This window comes from Pseudomonas sp. MPB26 (genome assembly GCF_046605355.1).
Classification (GTDB): domain Bacteria; phylum Pseudomonadota; class Gammaproteobacteria; order Pseudomonadales; family Pseudomonadaceae; genus Aquipseudomonas; species Aquipseudomonas cedrina.
The window spans coordinates 1,208,297-1,222,817 of sequence record NZ_CP176793.1 but is presented as its reverse complement, the minus strand read 5'-3'; the positions used below and the strand labels follow the sequence as shown (position 1 = coordinate 1,222,817).

Genomic DNA, 14,521 nt, shown 5'->3' with positions numbered 1-14,521 from the left:
GTGCCTGATGTCTCCCCGACTTGGTTGCAGGCAGCGTGGTGCGATTGGCTTGATGGCGGCAGGCACCCTGGCGGTGGCCCTGGTGTTCATGGTGCTGGCGGTGGACAGCGGCCGTCTCTACCTGGAAAAACGCAAGTTGCAGTCCATCGCCGACACCTCGGCGCTGGAGACCGCCAGCCGTGGCGGCTTGTGCAGCCCCGCGAATACAGCCAACGATTACGCCCGGGAGAACGCCGCCCGCAACGGTTTCACCGTGGTCGCCGGCGACAACAGCCGTGGCCTGACGGTGACTTGCGGCACATTGCCGACCAACGCCAGCAATATCCGTGTCTTTACCCCGGATGCCACTAAAAGCGAGGCCGTGCGCGTGATCGCGACACGCAGCGTAGCGACCGGTATCGCCAGCGGCATCTGGAATATGTTCAGTGCCACCCCTGCGTCGGCGCAAACCGTCTTGAGCGCGACGGCTGTGGCCGCGTATGCCCCGCCAGTGGCGCAGCTGACAATTCGCAGCAATCTGGGCGCCATAGATTCAGGTAAGTCGGATGTTTTGAACTTGGTCATTGGACGCCTCCTGGGAGGCAGTCTGTCGCTTACCGCCGCAGGCTGGAACGGGCTGCTCGGCACAAACGTAAATTTGCTCAGCTACTTGGACCAATTGGCGATCAAGTTGAACGTAAAAGCGGGTGATTACGATACGTTGCTTAAAACGGCAGTATCCGCCAATGAGCTGATCGAAGCTGCGGTGACGGTTTTGCAAAAGAACGGCTCTGTGGCAACCGCCATCATCAATGACGCGGTCAAGATCCAGACAATTACGCCCAGTACCAAGCTGCTGACCGTAGGTGATTTGCTAAAAGTTGCGACAGGCACACCGGCTGCTGCGTTGAATACCAATGTTCAGTTGTTTCAATTGCTGGAGACAGTTGCTCAACTGTCCAGTAGCAAAAACGCGTTAAACGCCGCGGCGCAGCTGAATGTACCGTTGATAGGCAATGTTTCCGTCCAGACCAAGGTCATTGAGCCACCGCAGTTGTCGGCGATTGGTAACCCTTTATTAGCCAAAGCGGGGCTGTCAAAGACCCCGCCGACGGATCAGATTTTTGTGCGCACGGCACAAGTGCGTACCTTAGTGTCTATTCAACTGCCGGTACTCAAGGGGGTGAGCGCGCTCACGTCTGCCGTTTCGGCGCTGACGACCCCGGTTACAGGTGTAGTGAATAATTTGTTGCAACTCAAGCTGGTAGGGCTACTCGATCCGCTTTTGTGTCTGGTTCTGAAACCTTGTGACCGTACCGATCTTGAGCTGTTGACTGGCCTGGACATCAGCATTGATGTCGCAAGCGCAAAATCTTATGTAACGGACTTCAGTTGTGCGAGCAATGCGACGAAGTCACTGACTGTCCAGGTAGGTACGGCACTGGCGGACGTATCCGTCGGCAAGGTTGATTCGCCGCAGGCATTCTTCTCGGCGGCGCAGGCCGTCGTTCAGCCCGTTGCGTTGGTGGATATCGGGGTGCAGACATGTGCAGGGATCTTTGGATGTGGAACTCGTAAGGCAGGTGCCGGAGGCAGTCTATTGTTATCCGTTGTGCATGCGAATGTCGGTGGGAACAGCCAAGCCCTGATTTTTTCGCCCGTTAACGAAATGAATCAGGCTCCAACCTATAAATCAGCTCCCCCAGCGTCAAACGTCGTAGGGGGTCTGGTCGACACTTTAGGTGGTACTCAGGTGTCCTACATCCCACCGCCCGGCAAGACACCGAGTGGGGCGTTGTCCAGCGTCTCAGGTTTGCTTGCAACCATCACTAATACATTGGTCACTGCGATAAAAGATATTTTGTCGCCGTTGCTGGATCCGATTGTTAATGGACTGCTCAGCGCGCTTGGCATCAATTTAGGCAACGCCGAAGTCGGCGCCAACCTCAGTTGCCACCTGGGCCGCGCCTACCTGGTGATCTAGATCACCGGCAACTCCACACAGAACCTCGCCCCGTGTTCCCCGTTGGCCACGCTCAAGCGTCCGCCCATGTTTTCCACGATCCCGTAGCTCACCGACAACCCCAGCCCCGTGCCCACGCCAATCGGCTTGGTGGTAAAGAACGGTTCGAAGATCCGCTCCAGCAACCTGGGGTCAATGCCCGGGCCGTTATCCTCCACCCAGATGCGGACATGGCGGCTGTCGTGTTCGCAATGCATCGTGATGCAGGGGCGGAACGCCGGATCGGTGTGCCGTTTGCTCAACAGCGCATCACGGGCATTGACCACCAGGTTGATCAGCACCTGCTCAAGCTGATCCACGTAACCCTTGACCTGCAGCGTAAAGTCCGCCGGCGCGATGCGTAGCTCCACACCCTTGCCGCGCAAGCCTTCGCCGAGCAGCGACAGCATGCCTTCCACCGCCTGCGACGGGTCGAAAGGGTGTTGTTCGATCTCTGAGCGGCGGCCGAATACGCGCATATGGTCTACCACTCGCGTGGCGCGCTGGACCTGGGCGTCGATGCGCTGCAGTTTTTCGGTGAGGTAGTCGGCCTGCGCATCGCCGCTGCTCAAGCGCTTGAGCATATTGACGATGGCCATGCGCATCACATTCAGCGGCTGGTTGATCTCGTGGGCCAGGCCCGTGGCCATTTCGCCAAGGGTCGCCATCTTGGCGCTTTGCGTCAGTTGCTGCTGGGAGCGCCGCACTTCGGTGTTGTCGCGTCCCACCGCCTGTATTTCTACCAGCCTGCCTTGCTCATCGAACACGCCACGGTCCGACCAGACCCACCAGGCATGTTCGCGGCCGGGCAGTTCCAGGCTGATTTCGGCAGTGCTGACCGGGAATTCAACGGTCAATTGGCCGATGCGTTGCACAAAGGCCTGGCGTTGTTCGTCCGACAGCCAATGGCCCAGGTTCAGCCCCGGCAGTTGCGCGGGCAGGCACTCCAGGTGGTTGGCCAGCGGCGTGTTGCCGAAGGTCACGGTCAAGTCCGGGCGATAGCGGCAGATCATCGCCGGGGAGTCTTCGACCAGGATGCGGTAGCGCTCTTCGCTTTGTTTGACCTGTTCGGCGGCCAGCGTCGCTTCGGTGACGTCCAGCCACAACCCCACCGCCTCGAGCGGCAAGCCAAGGTCATCGTGCAGTAACTTGGCTTCATCCAGCAGCCAATGGTACTGGCCCTGTTTGTCGCGCAGGCGATAGCGGCTGCGCACGGCGCCTTCTCGCAACAGCTGGCGGGTGCGTTCGAAGTAAAGGTCGCGGTCGTCTGGATGGATCAGGGAGGCCAGGCTGTCGTGGTTGCAGTCGACCAATGTCCAGCCCAGCAGCGGCAACAGGCTGTCGCTGAAGAAGGCCGGGTGCAGGGCGCCATTGACGTAGCGCTGCACATAGATCACCGCCGGTGAGCTGGCGATGAGGTTGTCCAGGCGTGCATGGGCGGCGGCGGCTTGCGTTTGCTGATTCTTGATGTCGCTGATGTCGAGCATGAAGCCGATCCAGCGCCGGTTGTCGCCTACACCCAGCACTTGGCCCTGTACGCGATACCAGAGCGGGTTGTGGTCGGCGTCGCTGCGTTGCAGGCGCACGCTGGCCAACAGGGGTTTGCCCAGGGTTTGCAGGTCGTGCAGACGACTGCCCAGTTCCTGGCGATCGGCGGGGTGGATCAGTTCCAGCCACTGGCTCAGCGCCTGGCGGCTTGGCATATCGTCCGCGCCGAGGTTGTGCAGCAACTGCGGTGCGAGCTGGATTTCATGGGTGTTCGGCAGCAGCTCCCACCAGCCGGTGCCGAGCAGGCCTTGCAGGGCTTCCATGCGTTCGAGCTGGCGGTGATAGCGCTGTTCGCGCAAGCGACTCAACAGCGGGGCGGCGAGGGCGGCGGTGAGGTTCAGCCAATCCCGTTCGCTGGTCTGCGATTGACCACTGAAGAAGCCGCAAAGCAGCCAGGCGGCGACGCCCCGGCTGTCACGATAGGGCACCAGAAGCCCATCGGCATTGCCGAAAATACCCTGCAGGCGCGGGTTGTCGCTACGCGCTTGGGCCAGGCTCAGCGGCGCATTGCCGTTGGCGCTGTCCAGGCAGGTGCCCAGGACCTGGCCGGTCTGCCACAAGTCGGGGGCATCGTGGGCCGCGTAGTGGCTGTAGATCCGCCAGCCCTGGTCTTCTTCATCGAGCAACGCCAAGGCGATGCAGGGGATTCGCCAGCGCTGCGCCAGGCTGCGCAAGTGCTCGTTGAACACATCGGGCACGCGGGGCAGGCTGCACACCCGTAACTGCTCGCTCATCTGGCACGCCAGTTGATGGTTCTGCTCACGGTGCTGCGCCCGTTGCCGCTCGGCGAGCAGGTCGCCAATGCCTTGCAGGCGCAGGCACCAGCCGGCACCCTCGGGTTCGATCCAGCCTCGGGTGTGCAATACCTGCCCGGCAACAGCCTGGAAATCCAGGTCCAGGCTCTGGCGTTGCCAGTCGGCGGGGCTGCCTTCGATGCTCAGGGCGCTGCTGGCGCACAACAGTTCACGCAGCAGCGGCCTGCTCTCACCCAGCGCCCGCGTCGCGAGTTGTGGGCGTAGGGTGCCGCCGATAGCGAGCACGTGGCCTTGGGAATCCAACTGCAGGTGCAGCCCAGGCATCGGCACACTGGGTGGGGCCAGAGGCGTGGCGCTGGTGCGGCCGAGCAGGCGCCCGAAGAGTTTATCCCCGGAGGTCAAAACTGCAGACTCGAACGGGCAGTCAGGTTGGCCGGCAGATTCGGTACTGGACCAATGCCGGGCACCACCAGCGTCGGGAAGACGGAATGCAGGCGGCTGGTGGGGTAGCTGATGGTGACGGTCAGCGTGGTGCCGTTATAGGCCGCGGTGATCAAGTCTTCGGTGAATTGGAAGCTCGGTGGGATCCAGTCCAGTTGCAGGATCGCCGTTGTCTTGGCGCGGTTGGCCACCTGCGTGCCGTAAGTGGTGCCGGCGGCCACTGGGTCCACTGACATGGCCTGGCGCACGGCCTCCGCTGCCGCCTGGTTGAACGATTGCATCAACAGCATCGGCAGGCTGTAGCTGATCAACCCATAGAACACGGCAAAAAAGATCCCGAAGACCAGGGCGAACTCGATCGCCGCGGCACCTTTTTGTTTTCTAGGGAGGCTTGTTTTCATGACGGCGTCTACCCTGACGGCTACTACTGGATATCAGCATAGAATCAATCAGCGAAAAGGGATGTTTTTTACGTGATTCATGGCTTGGTGATACTGCTCTGGCTGGGACTGTGTGCGTTGCAGGACATGCATCAACGGCAAATTGCCAACGGCTTGACCCTGGGTGTAGCGCTGCTGGCGTTGATCTATCTGTCATGGGGGGACGCTACCTGGTTGGGCGCGTCCGCCGACGAAGGCGGCTGGGCGTTTGCCTTGGCGCTGCTGCTGACCTTGCCGGGTTATGCGCTGGGCCGCTTTGGCGCGGGTGACGTGAAGTTGCTGGCCGCCCTGGCACTGGCCAGCAGCCTGGATGCTTTGTTGTGGTCATTGATCGGTGCCGCAGTGGTCCAGAGTGGCTGGGTACTTACCCGTCAAAGGCTTAGCGCGCGTGAGGCCACGCCTGTATCGGAAACGTCAAAAAAACAGCCTTTTGCACCCTTTGTATTGACAGGGTTTGCGCTGTATTGGGTTTGGATCCACTAGTCGACCAGCGGCTCTGGCGCTATGTACAGAGTCAGAAAGTCCGTCTACGTTTACCAGTCAGATGTGTAGGATTTTTCGTTAAAAGGGATAGGACAACCTTTTGACTTTGCAGACATGGAGTTGCGTGTGAACAAGCTTACCTCGGCGGTAAAAGTGCTCGTGGTCGACGATCAGCCGGTGATCGTGGATGAGCTCTGTGAGTTTATTGAAAGCAGTGGTTACCGCTGCGTGCCGTGTGAATCCAGCCGGCAAGCCTTGCAGCGTTTTGGCGAAGACACCGACATTGGCCTGGTCTTGTTGGACCTGCACATGCCGGACATGGATGGCATCGAGCTGGTGCAGGCCATGCAGAAGGTGGCCGGCAGGACGCGGGCGTTCGAGGCGATCATGCTGACCGGACGTGCCGATAAACAGGATGTGATAAAGGCTTTGCGCGCGGGAATCTCGGATTACTACCAGAAACCGATCAACCTCGATGAGCTGCTCGAAGGCCTGCAGCGCCAGGAAGCGGCATTGGAACAGCGGCAAAAAGACCTGCAACTGGGGCATTTGAACCAGAAATTGCAACACCTCTCCGAATCCATCAACGACCTGTACCAGGACCTCGACAGAGTGCGCCGCAGCCCAAGCGCCGGCCAGGCGCAGGATGATGAGCCGGTCGCAAAGGAGGCCGGGCCGGCGCACATTCCGACGATTTTCACGCAGCTGTCACCGCGCCAGGTGGACGTTGCACGCCTGGTGGGGAAGGGCCAGACCAACTATCAGATCGCCTGTGAACTGGGGATCACCGAAAACACCGTCAAGCTGTACGTATCCCAGGTGCTGCGCCTGACCCACATGCACAACCGCACCCAACTGGCACTGGCCCTGGCACCGAACCATCCGGCAATGGCCCAGCGGGTGACGGCGAACTAGTTGCTGCCCCCACCGCCCGCCGAGGCCCCGCCCACTTCCTGATCGAAAAACTCCGGAATCGGGTGCTTGTTACTGTCCAGCCAACGCTGCAAGGCCTGCTCCCGTTCCGCGGGCGTGGTTCGTTGCGGCGTCGGCGACGCCGCACGTCCGTTGACCTGCAGCGCCAGCCAGTTCTCCGTTTCGGCCTGCTGCGGGGATGACGGGCCCGGCTCGATGGCCAGCGCGCTCAGCGGCAGCAGCGCCAGGCCGACAAGGTAATGTGCTTTCATCACTCACTCCTTACTTGATGGATGATCGACCGCGCAGCGCTGACCGCCGCCACTTTGCGCGCCGCCACGCCGGTGCCCTGGAGCTTCTGCGCGCGGGCTTGGGCCTCGGTGACTTGCTCGGGGCTCAGGCCCAACTGGCTGACCACTTTTGCCGCTTGGCCCCAGTCGTCTTGATAGATCAACAGGGTCACCAGGTTGACGGCGGCCAATGTGTCGCCCTGCTTGAGCTCGATTGCGGTCATGAATTCAAAGCGGGCGTCTTCCACACGCAATTGATTGAGGTACACCACGCCCAAGTCATTGCGGATTTTTTCATCGGTCGGCGCCAGCCGCGCCGCCCGTTGCAAATGAGTCATGGCCAGGCCGTTGTCGCCCCTGGCCGCCGCCAATTGCCCCAGCCCGTGTTCGCCTTCGGCGGTCATGCAGGTGCCGAGCAGGCTGCGGTACAACGGCTCGGCCTCGTTGCGCCCGAGCAGGCGGTAGTTGCGCGCCTTGCGCTGGCGCACTTGGGGCAGGGCTTCGGGCAGGCTTTGCAGGTTGGCCAGGCTGGCGTGCAGCTTGCCTTCATTGGCTTGGTCATCGGACAGGTTGAGCGCCAGTTCCTGCTCCGAACTCGGTTTGGCGCAACTGCCGGGCGAGGTCAGCGACGCCCAGGGGGATTGGCCATTAGTGGAGCAGCCGCCGAGCATCAGCAGGGCCAGGCCGGCAATCAATACTTTCATCAATCTCTCCTCAAGGGTGGCCTCAAAAATTGCTCAACGCGCGCGCGATGCCGATAAAGGCCGGGCCGCCAAGCACGATCAGCAAGGCGGGGAACAGAAACACCATCATCACCACTGACATTTTTGCCGACATCTTCGAGATGTATTCCTGCAGGCGAGTCAGGCGCCGGTCGTCGAGCAACTGTTTGAGCGCCAGCAAGGACTTCATCGCGCCGCCGCCTTGCTGGATCAACTGCTGCAGGATGATGCAGGTGTCGGTGAATTCATCCACTTCGAGCAAGCGCGCGGTCTTGCCCAGCTCTTCGCTCAGCTCCAGCCCGGAATCGACCCGCGCCAGGATCAGGCGCAGTTCATGGGTCAGCTCGGGGAGCAAGCCCTGGGCTTCACTGCCCAGCACGCGCAGCGATTGTTCAATGGCCATGCCCGACTCGAACAGGATGCGCAGCAGTGGAATGAAGGTGGAAATCTCTCTGGAGATGGCCTGCTGGCGGTGTTTGGCGGCGGCGGCAAGCACGCGTTTGGGCAGCAGGTAGCCGATGCCCAGGGCAAACATCGGGGCAATCCATGCGGGGTCCGCGTGGCGAAACAGCAGTCGTTGGCCGATCAGCGTCAGCCCCAGCAGCACGATCGGCAAACCGATCTGGAAGGCAGCGAACAGCGAGCGCTGGTTGGCCTTGCGCCAACCGACGCGGTTCAGCAGGGTCTGGGTTTCGTTGTCCAGGCTGACCGAGCGCTGCGCCAGTGTGCTGCCGCCCAGTTGGCGCATGAACGTACCGAACTTGTCACCCGCGGCCATCTGCCCTTGCAAGCGTTCAGCCACGCGGCGCTCGCGACGTCGCTTGGCAAGCAACTGGCCGCCCAGCAACACCACGGCAGCCAGCAGCATCAGCGCACTGGCGAGCAGGGCCATCTCAGACGCTCCTCAGCATGCGCCACATGACCAAGGTGCCGCCGAGGTCCATGGCCAGCGCGCCGAACAGCATGAGGCGCCCCGTGTCGTCGTTCCACATGGTCATCAAGTAACCGGGGTTGACCACCATGAAGTAACCCACGATCAGCACCGGCAGCCCGCCGAGCACGTAGGCGGTCATGCGTGTTTCGCCGGTCATGGCCTTGAGCTGACGGGCGCCCTGTTCCCGCTCGCGAATCATCTTGATCAGGTTTTCCAGCAGCTCGCTGGCGTTGCCGCCGTAGCGATGATTGACCTTGAGCCCAAGCGCGAAAAGGCGAAATTCGTCGCGCTCGAAGAACTCGGCAAAATCACTGACTGAATCCGGCAGGCTGACCCCCATGCGCACGTTGCGCTGCACGCGGCCCATGGCGTCCTTGAGCGGGTTTTCCACGCCCTCGATACCGCCCAATACGGCGTCGGCCAAGGTGCGACCGGATTTGAGGCTGCGCACGCTGTGGTCGAGCAACTGGGGCAGTTGCTCGACCATGCGCTGCACGCGACGCCGGTAGCGCCAGGCGATATACAGGCGCAAAACCAGCGGCGGCCCCACGGTCATCGCGACCAGGCCCAGTCCGTCGGCAACCAGCCAGCCCAACAGCACGCCAACCACCCAGGCACTCAACCACAGGCCCAGGCGTTCGGTGGGTTTGCCAAGCCCGGCGCGTTGGAACATGCGCTCAAGACCTGTCCATGCTACGCCGGGTTCATGTGCCGTCGGCTGACCGACGCCGAGACGCTCCAGCACGCGGTCCGTGCGGGCTTTGCGCAGACCATGCTGAAGCTGCCAGAACGACAAGCCGATCAGCAGCAGGCAGATGAGCAGCAACACCGGTCCCATCATCATGGCCCCCTACGACTGCAAGGCCGATTCGCGGCGCAGCTTGTCGCCCGCCGGGTTGAGCGCCTCGCGCAGGAAACCGAAGCCGGTGCGCCGGTCCAGGCGGAACAGGGTATTGGTGACATACACGTCATCGCGCACGCCGACCACTTCCACCACCTCGCTGACACAGCGGCGGCCATCGGGCATGCGCGTCAATTGGATGATCACGTCCAGCGCGGCACAGATCATTTGGCGCAGGGTCTTTTCGGCGATCACACGACCGGTCAGGCCTACCAGGGTTTCCAGGCGCAGCAACGCGTCCTGGGCATTGTTGGCGTGCACGGTGCTCATGGAGCCGTCGTGGCCGGTGTTCATCGCCGTCATCACGTCGAGCACTTCCACGCCCCGGATTTCACCGAGGATGATGCGGTCCGGGCGCATCCGCAGCGCGTTGCGGATCAGGTCGCTGGAGCGTACTTCACCGTGGCCCTCGGCATTCGGCGGGCGGGTTTCCAGGCGCACCACGTGCGGGTGGCCCAGTTGCAGTTCGGCGACGTCTTCGATCGTCACCAGGCGCTCGTGGGGGTTGATCAACTGGCTGAGAATATTCAGCAAGGTGGTCTTGCCGGTGCCGGTGCCGCCGCTGATCAGGATGTTGCAGCGCTTGCCCACGGCATGCTGGAAGAACTCGAAAATATTCTGGTCGATGGTCTGCATGGCGACCAGGTCGCTGCTCTTGAGCATGTCCTTGCGAAATTTGCGGATCGACAGGCACGGCCCGTCCAGGGCAATCGGCGGGATGATCGCGTTGACCCGGCTGCCGTCGGGCAAGCGCGCGTCCACCATCGGCGAGGACTCGTCCAGGCGCCGACCCAGCGGCGCGAGGATGCGTTGCATCACGCGCTCCACGTGGTGGTCGTCGATGAAACGCAGGTCACTCTGGTGCAGCAAACCATCGCGTTCGACAAACACCCGGTGCGGCCCGTTGACCAGGATTTCGGTCACCGACGCGTCGCGCAGCAGCACTTCCAGCGGGCCGAAACCGGTGAGTTCGTCGACGATCTCTTCGGCCAGGCGCTCCATTTCATAGCGCGAGATCGCCAGGCGCATGCGCGTGATGTATTCGGACACCTTGTCGGTGACAAATTGCGCCAGGGTCTGGCGCGTGCCTTCGAGCAAGTTCTTACCCGACTCCTCGATGGCGTCGATGATGTAGCGGTGCAGCACCAGTTTCAGCCCATCGTGATCGGTGTTGCCACCGGTGCCGCGGGCCGGGCCGCCAAACAGTTTCTCGTTCATCGTCCTGCTCCCAGGATGCGTTCAAACCAGCGCATCGAGGGTTTTGCAAGGCCCTCGGAGCGTTTTGCCAGGCGCTCGCCCAAGGCGCGTACGGCTTGGGACAAGGGTTCACGGGGCGCCAGGGCGAACAAGGTCAGGCCCTGGTTCTTCACGTTCAGGCGCAGTTCCGCGCTCAGGGGCAGCACGGCGACGCATTCGAGGCCGAAGCTTTTTTCGAGGGCGGCGGTGTCGGGCGCGCAGTTCTTGATGTAGCGGTCCACCACCAGCCTGGCGTGCTCCAGGTTCATGCCCTTTTCGCGCCAGCGGTTGATCACGGCCAGGTTGCGGCGACAGTCCAGGACGTTCTGGTCGGTGCACCACAGCAGCTTGTCGCAGTGGCTGACAAAGGTGCGCAGCGCTTCGCTGTCGGGTTGCCCGGTGATGTTGACCACGATGTGTTGGAAGTGTTGGCGCAGGGCGCTGAGCAGCATGAACAACTCGGCGGCGCTGGTGAGTTTGAGCGGCTCGTCCCCGGTGGCGTACGCCAGGATGCGCAGCCCATCCAGCGCGGTGGTGAACGCGCTATTGATCAAGGTGGTATCGAGACGGCGCAAGTGTCGCAATGCGTCACCGAAATTGAAGGTGCTTTCCAGGCCCAGCAAGGCCAGGCTGTCACTGCGTGGCAGGCCCAGGTCGAGCAACAGCGTTTGCTGCCCGCGTTTCTGCACCACCAGCGCCAAGTGGGTGGCCAGCATTGCCCCATCGGCGTTGCTTTGGGTGCCAAACAGCACGGTCAGGCCACCCAAATGAGTCGTGTGGGCAACGGCGGGCAGGCGCTTGCTCAGGCGTCGCACCAGGCCGGCCACTTCGCTGGAGCGCGAGCCGTAGGCAACGAAGTCGCGGGCGCCGGCGCGCATGGCGTTGAGTACCAACTGGTTATCCATGCCATCGCCGAGGGCGACCACCGCGAGCATCGGCTTGGCTTCCAGGGCTCCTTCGATCAGAGCGCTCTGTGCCACCACGTTTTCCCGGTCCAGGCCCACGAACACCAGGCTGGCGAAGGTCACGTCCACCAGCGCGAGCAGTTCGTCCAGGCTGCCGGTGCCGGCGCTGACGACTTGGCCCAGGGGCGCGAGGGCGCCCTGCAGCCACTCCAGGTCAGTGCTGTTGCGGGTGATGGCGAGGAAGGTCTGGCTCAGGCTGTCGCTCATTGGGAAAGCCCACTGCGCCGGTCGAAGTTGCCGTTTTCGAGGAAGAACATCCGGTACCAGTTCGGGTCGTAGCTGCGCAGTTTCTCGCCGGGCAAGGAAGGCAGTTGGGCGTTGGCGGCCAGGGGTTGTACCAGGTGCGGCGTCACGATCATCAGCAGTTCTTTTTCTTCGCGGCTGATATTGGATTCGCGGAAAAACGCCCCGAGGATCGGGATATCGCCCAGCCCGGGAAACTTGCTGACCGTGGAGCGGTTGTTGGTGCTGATCAGGCCGCTGATCACAAAGCTTTCGCCATCGGCCAGGGACACGCTGGTGTCGGTGCGGCGCACCGTCAGCGCTGGCACCTGGATGCCCTGGATCTGCACCGCATTGCTGTAGTCCAGCTCGCTGACTTCCGGCGCCACCTTGAGGGTGATGCGGTTGCGGTCGATCACCGTGGGGGTCAGCGTCAGGCGGATGCCGAATTCCTTGTACTCGATGGAAATGGTGTCGCTGCCGGCGCTGGGCACCGGGATCGGCACCTCGCCACCGGCCAGGAAGGTCGCGCTCTGGCCGCTCATGGCCACCAGGCTCGGACGTGCCAGGGTGTAGGCAAAACCGCTGCGTTCCAAGGCGTTGATCATGGCCGAGACGCGGCCTCCGCCAAAACCGATGTTGAAACTGTCAGGGCTCACCGGCAGTTTGAAGACCCCTTCCGAGGGCGACAGCAGGTTGGGGCTGCCGAGGAAAAAATTCGCGCCCCTGCCCAGGAACCGAGTGCTGGCCTCCTTGAGCTTGGTGCGGCTGACTTCCACAAAACGGATGTCGGTCTGCACCTGGCTGGGCAACAACGGATCTTCCGATGGCGACAGCGCCAGGCTGGTCAGCGCCGAGGTAGCCTTGCCCTTGACGAACACCATGCTCTGGCGCGGCGCGCTGGCGCAGGCGGTCCATACCATCAGGCTGGTGGCGCCGGACGAGACACCGGTGAGCAGGAAGTGACGCTCGCCGTTGACCCGCACGTCGGCGATTTTCGGATCGCCAATGGCCAGGCGCGTAATTGCCACCGGCGACTGCAGCTCTTGTTGCAGGCCTTCTCCCACCTCGACCACGGCGGGCAACTGGCCCAGGGCGCTGCAGTTGCCCGGCGCCGCCACAGCCATGCCGACTGTCAGGCTCGACAGAATCAAGGCCCAGGCCATGTGCGTGAACAGGGGGGCATGGCGATGGCTCATTCAACGCATCCTTGCTTGATCACGGAGTTTGTGGCGCCGCCTGGGCGCCGCGAATCACTTCAACGCCACGGCGCACGCCGGGTGAACCACTGGCCGGTGCGATTCGTGTTGGCGCGCCGGTCAGGGCCAACTGAGTGAATTGGTAGAGGTCGCGGTTGGCGCTTTCGAGTTTTTGTGGCGCATCGTTTTCCCCGGCCCAGTAGCGGCTGAGCCGTTGCTCCTCGGCGCTGCGCACGGCCAGGCGCAAGGTGCCGGCCTGGGCGGCAAGCATCAGCCGGCTTAACAAGGGCTCCGGCACCGCCAGCACCACGGTGCGTGCGGCGGCTAGACGTTGCGCGGCCTGGGCGCGCGCTTCAACCGTGACCGGGGGCGGCACCGCGGGTTGGCCGTCGTTGGCCAGGCCCAACTGGTCACCGACGCTGAGCACGCGCATCGCGGGAAGGGCGATCTGCGCCGACTGCTCGGCGTTGCTGGCGTCCTGGCGCAGGAACAGCAACACATCCACGTAATCGCCAGGTGCCAACTGACCGGCTGCGCCGATTACCTCATCCACCGCAACGGCCAGCGCGCGTTCGTCGGGGCGAATCATCCGCGCGAGCGGGCCGCCGCCACTGAAGCTGTCTTCGCTGAGCCAGGTGCCGGCGCCGAGCGTGCGCAACGGCACGCGACCGATGGCTTGGTCGAGCCGTGCCAGGCTGCCGGCGGGCACGGTGCGCAGTTTTTCTACGGCCAGGTCGGCGGCGTTCAGTGGAATCAAGGCCGGCACGTCACGCACCAGAACCACCACCGGTTGGCGGGTCTGGTCTTTGACGGCAGCGAGGCTGTTATCAACAGAAATGACAGGTGCTGCGACAGGCTCCGGTGGGCGACTCAACACCAGCCCCCAGTACCCGGCGATCAATGCTCCGATCAGCAACAAGCCGGCCAGGACCATGCTGATGCGACTGTTCATGACGGCTCTCCCTATCCCGTTGCACTACACGCCCAGTTAATCCAATGGGCTACTTCGCAACATGGCTGTGATGAACATCTAACGCTTTGGCTATTTGACGGTAGCTCAGCTAGGACGAAATGCCATTAAGGAGGCGAAAATTTATCAGAGTGACCAACTTCAATCTTTTCTACCCCGAATGTTTAGGGGTATTAATGTGCGACTAATACTTTGTGATTAATGCGTTCTTACAGTTGTGAGGGTGAGGTTTGTTGACAATGCTCTAGTGGCACGCCGCAATTCTCTGGTGGTAGAGCCCTTCCGGCTTTCAGTGGCGTTTTAGGGAGAAGTCTTATGTTGCTTGACTTGATGTTGAAGTTTTATGTACAGGCTCAAATTTTCTTTCGGCGCACGGATGGCGCGTCCGGTATTGAATACGCAATTATTGTCGCGATGGTTGCACTTGTTATTGTTGCCGCAGGTGCGGGGTTGGGAGATAAGATTACGTCCATCTTCGATAGGGTTTCTAAAGGAATGACCGGTTCATAATTTGGGCTCGCC

14 protein-coding genes are annotated in these 14,521 nt (G+C 62.0%); 4 read left to right on the top strand and 10 right to left on the bottom strand.

Annotated features, from left to right (window positions below; all coding sequences use genetic code 11):
* Nucleotides 1–7: 7 nt before the first annotated feature.
* Entirely contained in the window at nucleotides 8–1,963 is a 1,956-nt protein-coding gene (locus tag ACLH0H_RS05800; protein ID WP_411381314.1) for a pilus assembly protein TadG-related protein, read from the top strand.
* Here ACLH0H_RS05800 and ACLH0H_RS05795 read toward each other — a convergent pair.
* Together ACLH0H_RS05795 and ACLH0H_RS05790 are read right to left on the bottom strand one after the other, a co-directional pair.
* Nucleotides 1,960–4,686: an ATP-binding protein gene (locus tag ACLH0H_RS05795; RefSeq protein ID WP_411381313.1), complete on the bottom strand. Its 2,727-nt coding sequence runs from the start codon at nucleotides 4,684–4,686 to the stop codon at nucleotides 1,960–1,962. The genes ACLH0H_RS05800 and ACLH0H_RS05795 overlap by 4 nt on opposite strands.
* Nucleotides 4,683–5,126, bottom strand: a complete 444-nt coding sequence (locus tag ACLH0H_RS05790) for a TadE family protein (RefSeq protein ID WP_411381312.1) — start codon at nucleotides 5,124–5,126, stop codon at nucleotides 4,683–4,685. The genes ACLH0H_RS05795 and ACLH0H_RS05790 overlap by 4 nt, the downstream gene beginning before the upstream one ends.
* A gap of 72 nt (nucleotides 5,127–5,198) precedes the next feature.
* On the opposite strand from ACLH0H_RS05790, the gene ACLH0H_RS05785 reads away from it, so the two are divergent.
* Together ACLH0H_RS05785 and ACLH0H_RS05780 are read left to right on the top strand one after the other, a co-directional pair.
* Nucleotides 5,199–5,648 (top strand): prepilin peptidase, encoded by a 450-nt coding sequence (locus tag ACLH0H_RS05785; RefSeq protein ID WP_411381311.1) that lies wholly within the window; start codon nucleotides 5,199–5,201, stop codon nucleotides 5,646–5,648.
* A 126-nt stretch (nucleotides 5,649–5,774) separates the two neighbouring features.
* Nucleotides 5,775–6,563, top strand: coding sequence for a response regulator transcription factor (locus tag ACLH0H_RS05780; RefSeq protein WP_411381310.1), 789 nt, complete (start codon nucleotides 5,775–5,777; stop codon nucleotides 6,561–6,563).
* Here ACLH0H_RS05780 and ACLH0H_RS05775 read toward each other — a convergent pair.
* From ACLH0H_RS05775 to cpaB, 8 genes are read right to left on the bottom strand one after another with little or no spacing between them, the layout of a single operon-like run.
* Complete coding sequence (locus ACLH0H_RS05775; protein ID WP_186693058.1) at nucleotides 6,560–6,832, bottom strand: DUF3613 domain-containing protein; 273 nt, start codon at nucleotides 6,830–6,832, stop codon at nucleotides 6,560–6,562. The genes ACLH0H_RS05780 and ACLH0H_RS05775 overlap by 4 nt on opposite strands.
* Complete coding sequence (locus ACLH0H_RS05770) at nucleotides 6,832–7,554, bottom strand: hypothetical protein (protein ID WP_411381309.1); 723 nt, start codon at nucleotides 7,552–7,554, stop codon at nucleotides 6,832–6,834. The genes ACLH0H_RS05775 and ACLH0H_RS05770 overlap by 1 nt, the downstream gene beginning before the upstream one ends.
* A gap of 22 nt (nucleotides 7,555–7,576) precedes the next feature.
* The gene (locus tag ACLH0H_RS05765; protein WP_411381308.1) at nucleotides 7,577–8,464 is read right to left on the bottom strand and encodes a type II secretion system F family protein; all 888 of its coding nucleotides are present in this window, start codon (nucleotides 8,462–8,464) and stop codon (nucleotides 7,577–7,579) included.
* Nucleotide 8,465: 1 nt separating this feature from the next.
* Nucleotides 8,466–9,347, bottom strand: a complete 882-nt coding sequence (locus ACLH0H_RS05760) for a type II secretion system F family protein (RefSeq protein ID WP_411382374.1) — start codon at nucleotides 9,345–9,347, stop codon at nucleotides 8,466–8,468.
* Between the two features lie 9 nt (nucleotides 9,348–9,356).
* Nucleotides 9,357–10,625, bottom strand: coding sequence for a CpaF family protein (locus ACLH0H_RS05755; RefSeq protein ID WP_411381307.1), 1,269 nt, complete (start codon nucleotides 10,623–10,625; stop codon nucleotides 9,357–9,359).
* Nucleotides 10,622–11,815, bottom strand: coding sequence for a pilus assembly protein (locus tag ACLH0H_RS05750; protein WP_411381306.1), 1,194 nt, complete (start codon nucleotides 11,813–11,815; stop codon nucleotides 10,622–10,624). The genes ACLH0H_RS05755 and ACLH0H_RS05750 overlap by 4 nt, the downstream gene beginning before the upstream one ends.
* Nucleotides 11,812–13,029: a type II and III secretion system protein family protein gene (locus ACLH0H_RS05745; protein ID WP_076954477.1), complete on the bottom strand. Its 1,218-nt coding sequence runs from the start codon at nucleotides 13,027–13,029 to the stop codon at nucleotides 11,812–11,814. The genes ACLH0H_RS05750 and ACLH0H_RS05745 overlap by 4 nt, the downstream gene beginning before the upstream one ends.
* Nucleotides 13,030–13,048: 19 nt before the next feature.
* The gene (cpaB, locus tag ACLH0H_RS05740; RefSeq protein ID WP_411381305.1) at nucleotides 13,049–13,981 is read right to left on the bottom strand and encodes a Flp pilus assembly protein CpaB; all 933 of its coding nucleotides are present in this window, start codon (nucleotides 13,979–13,981) and stop codon (nucleotides 13,049–13,051) included.
* Nucleotides 13,982–14,314: 333 nt separating this feature from the next.
* On the opposite strand from cpaB, the gene ACLH0H_RS05735 reads away from it, so the two are divergent.
* Nucleotides 14,315–14,509: a Flp family type IVb pilin gene (locus tag ACLH0H_RS05735; RefSeq protein WP_411381304.1), complete on the top strand. Its 195-nt coding sequence runs from the start codon at nucleotides 14,315–14,317 to the stop codon at nucleotides 14,507–14,509.
* Nucleotides 14,510–14,521 lie beyond the last annotated feature (12 nt).